This window comes from Faecalibacter macacae (genome assembly GCF_003687725.1).
Lineage (GTDB): Bacteria > Bacteroidota > Bacteroidia > Flavobacteriales > Weeksellaceae > Empedobacter > Empedobacter macacae.
The window spans coordinates 144,956-160,402 of record NZ_RDOJ01000006.1; the positions used below are offsets into that span (position 1 = coordinate 144,956).

Annotated in this window: 15 protein-coding genes; 8 read left to right on the forward strand and 7 right to left on the reverse strand. The window is 29.6% G+C overall.

Annotation, left to right across the window (positions count from 1 at the left end; all coding sequences use genetic code 11):
• Positions 1–3: 3 nt before the first annotated feature.
• The 4 genes from EAH69_RS06385 (at position 4) to EAH69_RS06400 (ending at position 3,233) form a co-directional block, all read left to right on the forward strand.
• Positions 4–1,035, forward strand: coding sequence for a sensor histidine kinase (locus tag EAH69_RS06385; RefSeq protein ID WP_121934353.1), 1,032 nt, complete (start codon positions 4–6; stop codon positions 1,033–1,035).
• Complete coding sequence (locus EAH69_RS06390; protein ID WP_121934354.1) at positions 1,028–1,714, forward strand: LytR/AlgR family response regulator transcription factor; 687 nt, start codon at positions 1,028–1,030, stop codon at positions 1,712–1,714. The genes EAH69_RS06385 and EAH69_RS06390 overlap by 8 nt, the downstream gene beginning before the upstream one ends.
• Before the next feature lie 89 nt (positions 1,715–1,803).
• A complete protein-coding gene (locus EAH69_RS06395) occupies positions 1,804–2,631 on the forward strand; it encodes a UbiA family prenyltransferase (RefSeq protein WP_230466729.1) in 828 nt (275 codons plus the stop codon).
• Positions 2,631–3,233, forward strand: coding sequence for a methyltransferase domain-containing protein (locus EAH69_RS06400; RefSeq protein ID WP_121934356.1), 603 nt, complete (start codon positions 2,631–2,633; stop codon positions 3,231–3,233). Before EAH69_RS06395 ends, EAH69_RS06400 begins: the two co-directional genes overlap by 1 nt.
• Positions 3,234–3,262: 29 nt before the next feature.
• Here EAH69_RS06400 and EAH69_RS06405 read toward each other — a convergent pair whose 3' ends face one another.
• Positions 3,263–4,018, reverse strand: a complete 756-nt coding sequence (locus EAH69_RS06405; RefSeq protein ID WP_121934357.1) for an acyl-CoA desaturase — start codon at positions 4,016–4,018, stop codon at positions 3,263–3,265.
• A gap of 100 nt (positions 4,019–4,118) precedes the next feature.
• Between EAH69_RS06405 and EAH69_RS06410 the strand changes: the two genes are divergently transcribed.
• Positions 4,119–4,568, forward strand: a complete 450-nt coding sequence (locus tag EAH69_RS06410; protein WP_121934358.1) for a DUF4442 domain-containing protein — start codon at positions 4,119–4,121, stop codon at positions 4,566–4,568.
• A gap of 27 nt (positions 4,569–4,595) precedes the next feature.
• Here EAH69_RS06410 and EAH69_RS06415 read toward each other — a convergent pair whose 3' ends face one another.
• Entirely contained in the window at positions 4,596–6,071 is a 1,476-nt protein-coding gene (locus EAH69_RS06415) for an aminotransferase-like domain-containing protein (RefSeq protein WP_121934359.1), read from the reverse strand.
• A gap of 84 nt (positions 6,072–6,155) precedes the next feature.
• On the opposite strand from EAH69_RS06415, the gene EAH69_RS06420 reads away from it, so the two are divergent.
• Positions 6,156–8,015 carry a TonB-dependent receptor plug domain-containing protein gene (locus EAH69_RS06420; RefSeq protein WP_121934360.1) on the forward strand — a complete coding sequence of 620 codons (1,860 nt, stop codon included), beginning with the start codon at positions 6,156–6,158 and terminating at the stop codon, positions 8,013–8,015.
• A 63-nt stretch (positions 8,016–8,078) separates the two neighbouring features.
• On the opposite strand, the gene EAH69_RS06425 is transcribed toward EAH69_RS06420, so the two are convergent.
• From EAH69_RS06425 to EAH69_RS06440, 4 genes are read right to left on the reverse strand one after another with little or no spacing between them, the layout of a single operon-like run.
• Positions 8,079–8,600, reverse strand: coding sequence for a hypothetical protein (locus tag EAH69_RS06425; protein WP_147439101.1), 522 nt, complete (start codon positions 8,598–8,600; stop codon positions 8,079–8,081).
• Between the two features lie 4 nt (positions 8,601–8,604).
• Positions 8,605–8,784 (reverse strand): YqaE/Pmp3 family membrane protein, encoded by a 180-nt coding sequence (locus EAH69_RS06430; RefSeq protein ID WP_317124732.1) that lies wholly within the window; start codon positions 8,782–8,784, stop codon positions 8,605–8,607.
• A 5-nt stretch (positions 8,785–8,789) separates the two neighbouring features.
• Entirely contained in the window at positions 8,790–9,668 is an 879-nt protein-coding gene (locus EAH69_RS06435; RefSeq protein ID WP_121934362.1) for a flavin reductase family protein, read from the reverse strand.
• A complete protein-coding gene (locus tag EAH69_RS06440) occupies positions 9,655–10,647 on the reverse strand; it encodes a fumarylacetoacetate hydrolase family protein (RefSeq protein WP_121934363.1) in 993 nt (330 codons plus the stop codon). The genes EAH69_RS06435 and EAH69_RS06440 overlap by 14 nt, the downstream gene beginning before the upstream one ends.
• 97 nt (positions 10,648–10,744) lie before the next feature.
• Here EAH69_RS06440 and EAH69_RS06445 point away from each other — a divergent pair, with 97 nt between their 5' ends.
• The gene (locus EAH69_RS06445; RefSeq protein WP_121934373.1) at positions 10,745–12,940 is read left to right on the forward strand and encodes a B12-binding domain-containing radical SAM protein; all 2,196 of its coding nucleotides are present in this window, start codon (positions 10,745–10,747) and stop codon (positions 12,938–12,940) included.
• A 39-nt stretch (positions 12,941–12,979) separates the two neighbouring features.
• On the opposite strand, the gene EAH69_RS06450 is transcribed toward EAH69_RS06445, so the two are convergent.
• Positions 12,980–13,894 (reverse strand): alpha/beta hydrolase, encoded by a 915-nt coding sequence (locus EAH69_RS06450; protein WP_121934364.1) that lies wholly within the window; start codon positions 13,892–13,894, stop codon positions 12,980–12,982.
• 309 nt (positions 13,895–14,203) lie between these two features.
• On the opposite strand from EAH69_RS06450, the gene EAH69_RS06455 reads away from it, so the two are divergent.
• Positions 14,204–15,361 carry a homogentisate 1,2-dioxygenase gene (locus EAH69_RS06455; protein ID WP_121934365.1) on the forward strand — a complete coding sequence of 386 codons (1,158 nt, stop codon included), beginning with the start codon at positions 14,204–14,206 and terminating at the stop codon, positions 15,359–15,361.
• Positions 15,362–15,447 lie beyond the last annotated feature (86 nt).

The following is a 15,447-nucleotide window of genomic DNA, read 5'->3' on the forward strand; positions in this document are numbered from 1 at the left end:
AAAATGAATACAATTTCTAAAAAAGAAATAATTGTAATGACAATCATATCAATAGTTTTTCTATTGATGCCTTTTGTTTTTGCGCCTTATTCAGATTTACCAACAAACTTTTTTACTTCTTCTTTTTTTAAAAGATTAATGTTAGAAAATATTTTATTGGTAATGTTTTTTATAGTCAATTATTTTGTTTTCACAACACAGTTATACTTAAAAAAGAAATATTGGATTTATGCCATTGTTTTACTTATTTCTTTTTTAATCATACATATTATACCTGATTTTGTTTTTCCTTTTGAAAGAAGGGTTATGCCACGTGATGAGGGTTTTAGGCCAAGAAGAACACCATGGTTTATTATTTGGAGTCCTAAAGTATTAATATTTGCATGCGCTACATTAATATCGGTAATTATTAAACAAAGGAAAGTTTATCAAGAAGTAAAAGAAGAAAAACAATTATCTGAAATAGCATATTTAAGAGCTCAAATTAATCCACATTTCTTATTTAATACGCTTAATAGTATTTATGCTTTAACCTTACAAAAATCTGATAATGCACCAGATGCAGTGATGAAATTATCTAAAATGATGCGTTACGTAGTAACAGATAGTGCCGCAGATTTTATTGCATTGCAAAAGGATATTGATTACATTAAGAATTATATCCAATTACAAAAATTGAGGTTGGTTAATCAAAACTCGATTAATATTTCTATTACAGGTAATTTTACTAATTATTCTATATCTCCATTATTGTTAATCAATTTTATAGAAAATGCTTTTAAATATGGTATAGTAGATGTAGTTGAAAATCCAATAAAAATTGATATTCAATTAGAAGAAGGAATATTAAATTTCATGGTTGTTAATGCAATTTCAAATTATGATGTAAATGAAGAAGATAAAAGTTTAACAGGTATATCGAATTCAAAAAAACGATTAGATTATTATTATCCTGATAGATATGATTTAAATATTGACGAATCAAATCAACAGTTTAAAGTTGAATTAAAATTAGATTTAAATTTAAATGATTAAAGCAATAGCAATAGATGATGAACCATTGGCATTGATAGTTATAGAGAATTATTGTCATAGGAATGATGAAATAGAATTGGTTAAGACATTTTCTAATACAAAAGATGCACAAAAATATATGAATCAATTTCCGATTGATTTATTGTTTTTAGATATTCAGATTTCTAGAACGAATGGAATGGATTTTTATAAAAATTTAGAAGTAAAACCTCCTGTAATATTTACAACAGCGTATGCAGAATATGCAATTGATGGTTTTAATGTTGCAGCTTTAGATTATCTATTAAAACCTATTGAATATGAAAGATTTGAAGAGGCGATTCATAAAGCAGTTTTAATTTTAGTAGATAAAAAATTAGCTAATAATCAAGATTATCTTTCGATTAGAGCTGATTATAAGTTAAATAATATTATGTATGATGATATTGTATACATTGAAGGTTTAGACGATTATGTAAAAATACATTTAGTTGATGGTTCTAAAATTACAGCAAGAATTTCGATGAAATCAATTTTAGAAAAATTACCAGAAGCACTATTTATGCGTGTTCATCGCTCATTTATTATATCTATAAAAAAAATAAAATCCATTCAAAATAAAGTTTTATATTTGAATGACATTGAAATTCCGATAGGTGAGACCTATAAAACAAACGTATCGGAAAAGTTTAAAGCGTAATAGAAATGGAGAAGAAAATAGTACATCGTTTTATCGAATACATTTTTTTCTCCAATTTTTTTATGGGTTTGTTGTCTATTGGTCTCAATTTGGAAACTAATATCAAAATTGGTTTACAATTAAATAGTTTAGATTATTATTTGTTTATCAGTTCTTTAAGCGTGTTATTCTATTTATTTGCATATAAAACTCCACAGAATAAGACTGTATCATCTAATCCTCGAACACAGTTTTACATCAATCATAAAAAATCGATCAAACTATTTAACATAATTTTATTTATAGTCTGTTGTTTTTCTGGAGTAAGTTTACTGTTTAAATCGTTTAACAATATATTTACGCTTCATTGGATTCATTATCTTGTTTTAATAACTACATTTTTTCTTTCTACAAGTTATTACAATTGGAAATTTGGTTTGTCGTTAAGAAATTATACATGGTTTAAACCTACTTTAATTGCATGGACTTGGGCGATAACAACTGTTTATTTTCCGTTATTGATTTTAGAAATAGAAAATGGTGTTCATTTTCAGGTGGATAGTAAATTTTATTTTTTATTTACACAAACTTTTATGTATTTCATAGTAAACGCAATTATGTTTGATATGAAGGATTACGAAGATGATACAAACCGAGGTTTAAAAACTTTTGTAGTTCAATTCGGAAATCAATTTATGCTGAATAAAGTAATTTTACCTTTAATATTTTTAGGTTTTTTAAGCTTTATACTATTTGGTTTTTGGTATAATTTACCTTTACATCGCACACTTTTTATGTTAGTCCCTATTCTTTTAATGGCACTATTTGCATATCGTTTGAACCGTCCAAAATCCATTTTATATTATTTAATAGCTATTGACGGAATGATATTTATAAAAGCTATTTTCGGAATATTAAGCGTTTTACTTTTTGAATAATGAATTACAATTACATTGCTCCATATTACGATTTGCTAAGTAGAATTTGTTTCTTAAATCGTCAACAGATCGCTCATAAAATCATATTGAAATATTTAAAAGCTAACGATAAAATTCTTTGGTTAGGTGGTGGAAGTGGATGGTTTTTAGAGGAAATTAATGAATTAAATATTCTGGTAGAAATTGATTATGTTGAACTTTCTACAGTGATGATAAACAAAGCAAAAACAAGAAATCATTCTAATTTAAAAGTGAACTTTTATAAAGAAGACATATTTAAATTCGAAACTAATCAAAACTATAATATTGTAATTACTGCTTTTATTTTTGATCATTTTTCAGCTTCAGATTGTGAAGTCTTATTTACTAAATTCAATCCAAATTTAATAATAGAAGGGAAGTGGTTTTGTGTTGAGTTTAATGAGAATCAAAATTTAATACAACGATTTTTAACCAAGTCAATGGTTGTGTTTTTTAATTTGATTGCAGGTATTAAAACAAAAGATTTTCCGAAGATTGATCATTTATTCAATGATTTTAATTTAATTGAAGAGAAACAATATTTTTGGAATTATATTCAATCAAAAGTATATAAAAAATAAAAAGACCTCGATTCGAGGTCTTTTTTATCTTACATATAATCTGTGTCTAATTTTCCTTTCTTGTATTGAATAATATTCAATTTTTCCATTAATCGGATACATGGGAACATTGGGTCAAACTCGAATTTCTTAACTGCGAAGTTAGGACGTCCACCAAATTTGTGGTGATTGTTGTGTAAACATTCTCCCCACATTAACCAGTCAACTGGCATTAAATTCGTAGAAGTATCTTTTACTTCGTAGTTTCTGTAACCATATTTGTGAGAGAACCAGTTAATGATAGCACCGTGTAATGGGCTCATTAAAGAGTGCATTGGAATGAAAACAAAATACGCCCAAATAGGAGCATCAACTAACCAGTATAAACCGATATAAACAAAAATCCAAGCAAGACGTACAATATTGTGCTCGGCAAATTTATCCCACTCTCTCCAAGCCGGTACACCTTTGATGTATTTTTGTTCGATTTCCTTTTCCCCAGTTCCAACTTCTTTATAGTAAATACGAGTTTTCCACATCATATTCCAAACATTTTTATCGAATATTGGCGAGTGTGGATCGTTTTCTGTATCTGCGTGTTTGTGGTGCATTCTGTGCATTACCCCGTAAGCATAAGGGCTTAAATAAGATGTTCCTTGGAAAATCCAAGCTAAAACATGGAATATTTTCTCCCAAGTTCTTGACATCGTAAACATTGCGTGAGACGCATAACGGTGATGAAAGAATGTTTGGAAAAATAATGATCCATACCAGTGTATAATAAACAATATAATTACTCCAGTCATTTAAATTGTAATAAATTAATATATTGTGCAAATATATGATTTAGGATTATTAAATTGGCTAATGAAAATCATATAATAACCACAAAAAAAATTATTTAAAATGAATAAAGATTTCTTTAGAAATATTATTTCAAACCAAATTCCTATTGCATGGATTGCCGGTGTAAGATTACAAAAATGGGAAAAAAACTCAGTTTCGACTAAAGTAAAATATGGACTGCTTAATCAAAATCCATTTAAAAGTATATTTTGGGCTGTACAAGGTATGGCAGCCGAGTTTTCATCGGGGCTAATGGCTTCTGCTAAAATTCAAGAATCTGGTGCTAATGTATCTATGTTAGTTATTGGAATGCAATCTAAATTTCTAAAAAAAGCTGTGGGTAAAATTATATTTACTTGCGATCAAGGTGCTGAAATTGAACAAGTAATAAAAGAAGCAATTGAAACACAAAAAGGTGTAACGTTTTTAGCAAAATCAAAAGGTGTTGATGAAGAAGGTGATGTAGTTTCTGAATTTGAATTTACTTGGACTTTTAAAGTAAGAAATTAAAATAATTGAAAAGCTGAAATTGATATTTCAGCTTTTTAAAATTTGTGTATAAATACACTGTTGTATTATTTTTACGATTTGATGCATTTCTTCTTCGTTCCAATTTGCGAAACCAATTCGCATTCCTATTTTATCTCTGGTTTGATATAAAATTGATTGTGGAAGAAATAAATTTAATTTTTCTGCATCTTTTTTTAATTGAAAAAGGTTAATTGGAATTTGCCATTCAATCCAAACAGCCAAACCATTCTTTGGGATTTGAATCTTAATTTCATTTCCAAAACTCTGAATTAAAATATTACAGAAATAATCGCGTTTTTCTCGGTATATTTTTCGATGTTTTTTTAGTGTTTTAAATAGTTCTCCTTCAGCAATCATTTCACCAATAGTTTGCATCATTAAAGGATCATCTAATGATTCATATATTACTTTTTGTTTTTTACATTCACTTATAAAATCCGTGGGACCAATGACAAAATTTAAACGAAAACCTGGAGGAAGTTCATCACCAAACGCGCATGTATAGATGATATTTCCATCGTAGTTATTTGTAAATAAAGGCATAGTTGGTCGATTACTATAATAGATATCAAAATCCTGATCAGTTTCAATTATTACAAATCCAAACTCTTTTGCGAGCTGTTTAATCTCTAATTTTCTTTGATTTGATAATGCTATCGTTGTTGGATAATTACAATTCGGCGAAATATAAAGCGCTCTTATTTTTTTAGTCTGACAAATTGATCTTAAAGCATCAGTTTTTAATCCATATTTATCGCCTTCAATGGGAATTATTTTCGCCTTATTTTCCTGGAAAATCATATTCGATTTATAGTGACTTAATTCGTTTACAGCAATGTAATCATCTGCTTTAACTAAGGTTTTCGTAATAATTTGTAATGCAATTTCTTTGTTACGTGTAATTAATAAATTAGACGAATCAATAGCTAAATTTCGTGTGATATTAAGGTAATTTGTGATTTGCTTTAGGAAAAAGTTAATTTCATTAGAAACTATTTTCTGTGAAGAATTTTTTCTTTTTAAAACTGACGAATAATATTTTCCTGTTAATTTTAATTCAGTTAGTTGAAATTCGGGAACTCCATCGTTTAAGCGATATAAACAAGTATTATTTTCTGATGGAAGTTCTAAAAGTATCGACTTTTCAAAATCAAATGATGCTTTGTTAAGAATATTAATATCTGTTCTTGCATTTATTTTCGGATTTTTTTGATAGGATTGATCGATAATAAAAGTTCCTTTGTTTGGTTTAATCTCAATCCAACCTTGCGCAGCTAATTCTTCAAAGCTTTTAACAATTGTATTTCTATTTAGTTTAAAAATGTCAGTTAATTTCCTTGTTCCAGGTAGTTTAGTTCCATTCTTTAATTGTCCTAATTGTATAGCTTTAATAAACTCATTAACTAATTGAATGTATAATGGAGTTTCAGAATTAGAATCAAGAATGATGAAATCAAATTGTGTGTAAGCCGGACTATTCATAATCTTAAATACTGGACTATTTGTATAGGTTGGTAAGGTAATACATTTGTATCAATAAAACTCAACATCTTAAGAACGAATAAAATGAAGAAATTTTCATTTTTGATTACATTAATCAGTCCAGTTATTTTTGCGCAAAATACAAATGATACAATTGCTATTAATGAGGTTTCGGTTATTAATAACCGATTGAATACGCCTTTGTCTAATGAAAATAGAAATATTTATGTATTAGGGAAAGCTGAATTAAAGAAAATGCCTGCAAAAACATTGCAAGAAGTGTTACAATATGCATCAGGAATTGATTTGCGTCAGCGTGGACCATTTGGTTCGCAAGCAGATATTTCGATGGATGGAGGAAGTTTCGAGCAAACTTTAGTTTTGGTGAATGGAGTAAAAATTATGGATCATCAAACTGCTCATAATGCTTTAAATCTTCCGTTACCATTGGAGGCAATTGAACGAATTGAAGTAGTTCGTGGTCCAGCAGCTCGTGTTTACGGAAATAATAGTTTGACTGGTGTGATTAATATTATAACGAGAAAACCAGCTAAAACAGGAGTTTACGCTCATACTTATTTCGGAACTAATTTTAAGAAAGATGAAGAAGATTCTGGCGATACGTTTACAAATCGAGGAATTCAGATTGGAGGTAATTTAGCCAAAGAAAATCATCAACATCAGTTGTATTTAAGTCACGAAATAGGAAACGGTTATCGTTACAATACAGCTTTCGAGAATAATAAATTGTATTATCAAGGAAATTTTCAGTTTAACGAAAATAATTCATTGGAAGCATCTTATGGTTATGTAAAAAATGGATTTGGCGCTAATGGTTTTTATGCCGCTCCAGGTGATAAAAATTCGAAAGAAATTGTAGAAACAACTTTGGCAACAATTCAATCTAAACATCAACTTTCAGAAAAATTGGCTTTGATGCCAAGACTGAATTATCGTTATAATTTTGATGATTATCGTTATTTCAAACATGATATTAGTCGAGCGAGATCAAAGCATTATTCAAATTCAATTTCGGGAGAAATTAATTCTACTTATAAATTAAATAATGGACAGATTGGAATTGGATTGGAATATAGAAATGAACAAATTAATTCGACAAGTATCAAGGAGCATTCGCGTGATAATTTTGGTTTTTATGCGGAATATAAAACGGATATTACGCCAAAACTAAATACGAATATCGGAACATATATTAATTATAATTCGCAATATGGTTGGCAAATATTTCCAGGAATTGATGCGAGTTATTCGATAAATTCTAATTTAAAATTTGTTGCAAATGCAGGAACAAGTCAACGAATTCCTTCATTTACCGATTTGTATTTGGATCAGCGTCCTGGAAATATAGGAAATCCAAATGTAGATTCAGAAAAAGCCTTTCAAACTGAGCTTGGTTTCAGATATAATCAATCAAATTGGACTTTAAATGCGTATTATTTTTATCGAAATATTACCAATTTTATCGATTGGGTTAGATTAACGACAGATGAGCCTTGGCAAGCGAGTAATTTTGGTGATATGCGAACTAATGGATTAAATATGAAAGTAACATATTTGCATCAAATCAATCCAAATCAAAGTTTAAAATTAGCGTTAAGTTATTCGTATTTGGATCCGAAATTTAAAAATGTAGATGAAGCTTTTAATTCGAAATATAAGATTGAAAGTTTAAAACATCAATTAATAAATACGATAGATTATCAACTAAAAAATACTTCGATTTCGTTAGCGAATCGTTACAATACAAGACAATCGTACAAATCGTATTGGATTACTGATGTTAGAATTAATCAAAACATAAATGATAAGTTTTCTATTTATTTAGATGCTCAGAATTTATTTAATACGTCTTACAACGAAGTTGGAGCAATACCTTTACCAAGTCGTTGGATGAGTATTGGTGTACGATTTAATGGAATTTAACCAAACTAAGTTTATATTATTTAAAACGAAATAAGCTGTTTTCTTAATTGAAAACAGCTTATTTTATTTCGTTAATAATCTTGAGATTTTATCATTAAAAGCTATAATTAATACTGAAGTTAATCCAATGAAAATATTATTAATCAATCCATAACTATCTAATGTTAGATATTCATCTCTTACACGAAAGTGTTGAACAGTAGAAATTATAATTTCAGGTACCGAAATTACAAATAGTACAATTGCTGCTACACAAAGTGTAATCTGCACATACTTTTGTAAATTCATATTAAGTTCTCCAATCTGCTTGTTTCCAAGTTCTTGATCAATTCGAAGAAATTTTAATATGAATTCTGTTCTAAAAATAAAGAAATAATAAATAGCGATATTGATGAAGATATCTGTAATCAACAATGTTGTCGACATTTTTAAATCTGGATTTTCAAGAACTTCATCAGGATACATCACATCATCTAAAAAAATCAAATGAAAATAACCTGGGATAATATATACACAACTGATGAGTATAAATATTAAACCAATAAGTTTGATGATTATGGTTAGTAGATTTTTTATGGTAAGCATTAATTTATAATTTATTTGTTCTTTTTTTATTTCTTTCGTCCAATAGAGAAGCAACTGCCCAAATAGAAGCAGGTATCCAACCAATAATGACTATTTGTAACACAAAACATAATATTGCAGTTAAGATTTTTCCTCTTAAAAGGAAAGAAAGAGAAGGGAATAATACAGCGATTAATATCATCATAATTTTTATATATCCATCAATAACCAAAACCAAGCACTTTGAACATCACCTTGATCCAATAATTTAGCAGCAACTTGATGACGTACTTCCGCGGGTTTAAATTTATTAATATCCAATCTTGAAGCTAATTGCGTTTTAAAATTTTCGATTAATTCTGTAGCAGGTAAAGCTTCTACATTTCCTAATTGTCCTAAATGATTTCCAGTTAAAAATTTAGAGAATTTTACATCTTCGGGCATTAAATCAATCCCAATTCCGATTGAACGAATAGGTTTCTCAACTTCAAATAAAGTTTCAGGAGTTACGCGACAATACCAATCACCACCTAAACGAGCAACTAAATCTAAATCCTGTGGATGCACATCGTTATTTTCGTCTAAATATTGCTCTTGCACATGCATTTTAACCACTTCAGCAATCACAATATTTGCAGCTCCAGGTTCATCAGAAATAGAAATAACTTCTCTTACTTTACATTCCATTTGAAAAGGACTTTCAGCTACACGAGGAGGTTGCACAATTTCTGAAGCGATAGGAGTAAATCCTGCTTTTATAAACTCATTTACACCTTTTTCGTATTCAACACTTGCTAAAGATTGCTGCTGAACCATATCATAATTTACGATATTGATGACACATTCAGGGTGTTCCCATACATTTTCTAATGTATGTTTTGTAGATCCATCTCGCATTTTTCTTAAGGGTGAAAAAACGCAAATAGGTGGATTTTGTCCCATCATATTGAAAAAAGAAAATGGACTTAAATTTACATTACCTTCTTTATCCATTGTACTTGCAAAGCAAATTGGACGTGGAGCAATTGCATGTTTTAGTAAGTTGTCAAATTCTTTTGTATTTGGTTCGAATGATTTAGTCTCTTGCATAATCGTTTAAATTGTCATCATAAAGATGAACAGAATTTGTTAATTTTCCTAATTCTTTAACTTCCATTTCAATTTTATCATTTGGCTGAAGCCATTGCGGAATATAGTTTTCATCTTTTCGTTTTCCAGTTCCGTTTAATTCCAAGAAACATCCTGTACCAACAGTTCCAGAACCAATAATATCTCCTGGGTAGATTTTAACACCATAAGAAACACGTTCAATAATTTCAGCAAATGTCCAATGCATATCTTTAAAATTACCACGAGAAACTTCGATATCATTTACAGAACAAGTCATTTCCAAATCATAACAATTTCCGATATGTCCTTCTTTTGGAGCAACTTTATAAGATTTTAATTCATCTGGTGTAACTAAAAATGGGCCCATCATCGATGCAAAATCTTTTCCTTTGGCTGGACCAAGATTTAATTTCATTTCTTGCATTTGTAATGCTCTTGCACTCAAATCATTCAAAATCATAAAACCACCAATATATTCATCTGCATTTTCTGCTTTAATATTGATTCCTTCTTTTTTAATAACAATTGCTACTTCTAATTCAAAATCCATTTGATTAAAATGTTCGGGCATTGCGAAGACTTTTCCAGGACCTTGAATCGCTTGATGATTTGAAAAATAAAATACTGGAATTTCATCAAACTCAGGAATCATTTCTAATCCACGATTTAAGCGAGAAGTTTCTACATGTTGGCGAAAAGCATAGGCATCTCTAAAACTTGGTGGATGTGGAATAGGAGCAATGAGTTGAGGATTTAAGATAATCGCTTTTTTATGATTTCCGTTTGAAATTTCTTTTTGGATTTGATGAATAATAGGAAAGCAAAAATCTGAATCGGCTAAGATTTCAGTTAATGTTTGTGGTAAATTTGGATTGATTTGATTCAAATCGTAGGTCGAATCATCAATCAATAAACCAACTTTTTCTTTTTGTTGCTCTAAATAAGTAACGAATTTCATTTTGTTTGTAGTTTATTGCAAATTACATAAACTTTTAAAATATCCAATTGTTAAGATAAATGATAAAGAAGCCGTATTTTTGCACAAATTCTTACCATTGAAAACGGATTTATTACTTATCACACCTCCATTTACTCAACTTAACACACCTTATCCTGGAACAGTATATTTAAAAGGTTTTTTAAATCAATTGGATTACACAACATTCCAATCAGATTTAGGATTAGATGTTATTTTGCAATTGTTTAGCAAAAAAGGTTTAACAGATTTATTCAATTATATTGAAGAATTTCAAGTTGAATTAGGTGAAAATAGTACAAGAATTTATTCATTAAAGGACGATTATATTCATACGATTGATCCTGTTATTCGTTTTTTACAAGGCAAGAATTCTACGTTGGCAGATGCAATTGTACAAGACGGATATTTGCCAGAAGCTTCTCGATTTTCTGAATTAGATGATTTAGAATGGGCTTTTGGTACGATGGCATTTCAGGATAAAGCAAAACATTTAGCTACTTTATATTTAGAAGATTTATCTGATTTGATTATCGAAGCGGTTGACGAAAATTTTGGTTTCAGTCGCTATGCAGAACGTTTAGGTCGTTCGGCAAATTCGTTTGATGAATTGTATCAAGAATTGCAAAAAGAGTTAACTTATATTGATCATATTACAATTGCTGAATTAGAGAAATTGATTCAAAATTCTCAACCTAAAATGATTGGATTTTCAGTTCCATTTCCAGGTAATTTATATTCAGCTTTTCGTTGTGCGCAATACATAAAGAAACATTATCCAACGATTAAAATTTCCATGGGTGGAGGTTTTCCAAATACGGAACTTCGATCACTTTCAGATACTCGTGTTTTTGAATTTTTCGATTTTATTACATTAGATGATGGTGAAGCTCCAGTTGAACAATTATTGAAATTTAATAACCAACAAATTGAAGTTACTGATTTAAAAAGAACGTTTACTTTGATTGATAATAAGGTTGAATATATCAATAATCCATTGGTTAAAGATTATAAATTCAGTGAAGTTGGAACGCCTGATTACACTGATTTAAATTTAGATCAATACATTTATGTAATCGAGGTTGTTAATCCGATGCATCGTTTATGGAGCGATGGACGTTGGAATAAATTAACGATGGCGCATGGCTGTTATTGGGGAAAATGTACGTTTTGTGATATTTCTTTAGATTACATTAAAGTTTATGAACCAATTGCAGCTAAGCAGATTGTTGACCGAATGGAAGAATTGATTGCTACAACGAACAATACAGGTTTCCATTTTGTTGACGAAGCTGCACCGCCAGCTTTGATGCGAGAAGTTGCTTTAGAAATTTTGCGTCGTAAATTAACAGTTTCTTGGTGGACGAATATTCGTTTCGAGAAGAGTTTTACAATGGATTTGTGTCGTTTACTTAAAGCTTCGGGTTGTATTGCTGTTTCTGGAGGACTAGAAGTGGCTTCAGATCGTTTATTGAAATTAATTGATAAAGGAGTTACTGTGGAGCAAGTTGCAGTTGTAAATCGTAATTTTACGGAAGCCGGAATTATGGTGCATGCCTATTTAATGTATGGATTTCCGACTCAAACGAAACAAGAAACGATTGATAGTTTAGAAATGGTCCGACAGATGTTTGAAGTTGGTGTTTTACAATCAGGTTTTTGGCACCAGTTTGCGATGACGGCTCATAGTCCAGTTGGATTAAATCCTGAAGAATATAACGTTATTAACCATAGTACGGAAATAGGAACTTTTGCAAATAATGACATGGTTCACGAAGAGAAAACTGGATTAGATCATAATCAATTTTCTTTCGGTTTAAAGAAATCCTTGTTTAATTATATGCATGGAGTCGGTTTTGAAATTCCGTTACAAGAGTGGTTTGATGTTAAAGTACCACGAACAACTATTCAACCGAATTATATAGAATCAGTTTTAATTTCAGAAGTTTTTATTACACATAAACCAACACAAAAAGTGGTTTGGCTAGGCGGAATCCCTACAATGGAAGTTCGTAAAAAATCGAAAAAAGGAAGAACTTTTGAAAATGCGATTTTAACTTTCCACACTAAAAATAATTATTTAGAAATTGTATTGGAAAAAGAAGAAGGCGAGTGGTTGATAGATTTTATCAAAGAATTAAAATCATCTGACAAACCAATTTCTTACCAAAAAATGAAACAAAGTTTCGAAGAATCTACTCAATCAGATTTTGAAGTATTTATTTATTCAAAAGCTATGAATCAAATAAAAGAAGAAGCTTTACTAATTGTATAGTATAAAAACGCCATTTGAATTTTCAAATGGCGTTTTTGTTTATAATTTATTTTCTTTTAGAAATGTTGTAATTTCTTTAATTAAATCTGGATTATTGTATGAAGCTAAATTATCCGAATCCAGTTTGATTTCTTTAAAAATATGATTCATATTTTCAATGATTGCAAGCTTAGATTTGGGATTAGCTTGATGTAATGCAGTTGCTTCTTTTGATTGAACTTGTATATCTTTCGTTCCGTTTATAATTAAAATAGGAAGTTGTAGTTTTGCAATTTCTTTTTGAGGATTATACGAAATCCATTCAATTAGAAATGGTTGATTTTGTTCTGCATAAATACTTTTCAGAAATGGATTAACATCTTTTACAAGATTACCTTTCTTTAATTCTGTTAATATTTTTTCATTATCAGCATTTAACATTGGTGCTTGTTTATTGATTTGTTCTTTTAGAATCTCATCAATAGAATGACCAGAACCAGCCAAAGAAATATAAGCAGAAGTATTTTGTTGTGCTGCAATCATTCCTATTAAAGCACCTTCGCTATGTCCTGCAATAATGATGTTTTTGTATTTTAATTGATTTTTTAAATAATTAATTATAGTATTAACATCATTAATGCCATGTTTAAAATCCAATGTTGGGATTTCTTTTTTTTCTTTCTGATAATTTTTAACCATATATACCACACGTTTGTCGTATGTAAAAACGTTAATTTTTTCATTTGCTAAACTTTCAGCTAATAATTTGAGAGAATTATTATTTGTCATTGCTGAATTTCCATTTCTATCTGTTGGTCCAGAACCTGGAATTATAAGTATAATTGATTTTGAATTATTAGTTTGGTATAGATTTCCAATAATTTCGGGCTCGATCGTAATTTCTGTAAGTTTATAATTCTGAGCATGAAGAACAATGCATAAAAAAAATAAAAGAATCGATGTTAATTTTTTCAAAATAGATTGATTTTAGTGTTAATTATTATCTAGATATTATTTGTTAAACGAATTTATATTAATATTATTTATTAGTGTATTTTGTACAACTAAAATTCTTTCCTATATTTGATTTAAACACAAAAGAATAGTAATCAAAATGAAGGCGCACTTAAAACCTTTATTTATTGGAATGAATAAGCAGACTTCTGCTTTACTTTCTAAAATTGTATTTGCTCAATACTCTTTATAGTATTGCTTATCGGTTAACTTATTAATCGAACGATTACTCATTTTCATTTATTACATCAAAACACAAACAAAAGTTATATGCCACTGTATCATCATTTGGGAAATTTTCCACAGAAAAGACATACAGTATTCAGAAAACCAAACGGCGATTTATATGCCGAAGAATTAGTTTCTACACATGGTTTTTCGAGTACGTATTCTAATGTCTATCATTGTTATCCGCCAACATTGGTTAAGGAAATCAACGAGCCATACTCTGTTGAACCTAAAATAGCTCGCGCAAAACATTTAAAACATACATCTTTAAAAGGCTTCAAAGTTAAGCCAACAAAAGATTATTTAGCCTCTCGTGTTCCGGTTTTAGTCAATAACGATTTACATATTTCATTGGCTGCTCCGCAAGAATCTATGACCGATTATTTCTATAAAAATTCAATGGCTGATGAAGTAATTTTTATTCATGAAGGCTCTGGAGTTTTAAAAACAGGATATGGTCAAATTCCATTTGAATACGGAGACTATTTGATCATTCCACGAGGAATTATCTATCAGCTTCATTTTAATGATGAAAATAACCGATTATTTATAACAGAATCATTTAGTCCGATTGAAACTCCACGTCGTTATCGTAATCATTTTGGTCAATTAATGGAACATGCGCCTTTTTGCGAACGTGACATTAAGCGACCTCAAGATTTAGAAACGCACGACGAACATGGTGATTTCAAAATCATGATAAAGAAAGAAGGATTGATTTATCCTTATGTTTATGGTACACATCCATTCGATTTTGTCGGGTGGGACGGTTATCACTATCCATGGGCTTTTTCTATTCATAACTTCGAACCAATTACAGGTCGTATTCATCAACCACCTCCAGTACATCAAACTTTTGAAGGTGCAGGATTTGTAATTTGCAGTTTCGTTCCACGACTTTTTGACTATCATCCAAATGCAATTCCGGCACCTTATAATCATAGTAATGTAGATTCTGATGAGATTTTATATTATGTAGATGGTGATTTTATGTCGAGAAAATCTGTTGAAAAAGGTCAAATTACTTTGCATCCAGCAGGAATTCCACATGGTCCACATCCAGGAACTGTAGAAAAATCTATTGGAGCAAAAGAAACACACGAATTAGCTGTGATGATTGATCCTTTTAGACCATTGATGTTAACAGAACAAGCGTTAGGATTAGAAGATCCTGATTATTATAAATCTTGGCTTTATTAATAGAGTTATGAGACTTGTAATTTTGAGCCTGTTGAAGAATCAAAGTTAAAAGTCATCCAGAACTCTTTTCAGGATCACATGAGAAT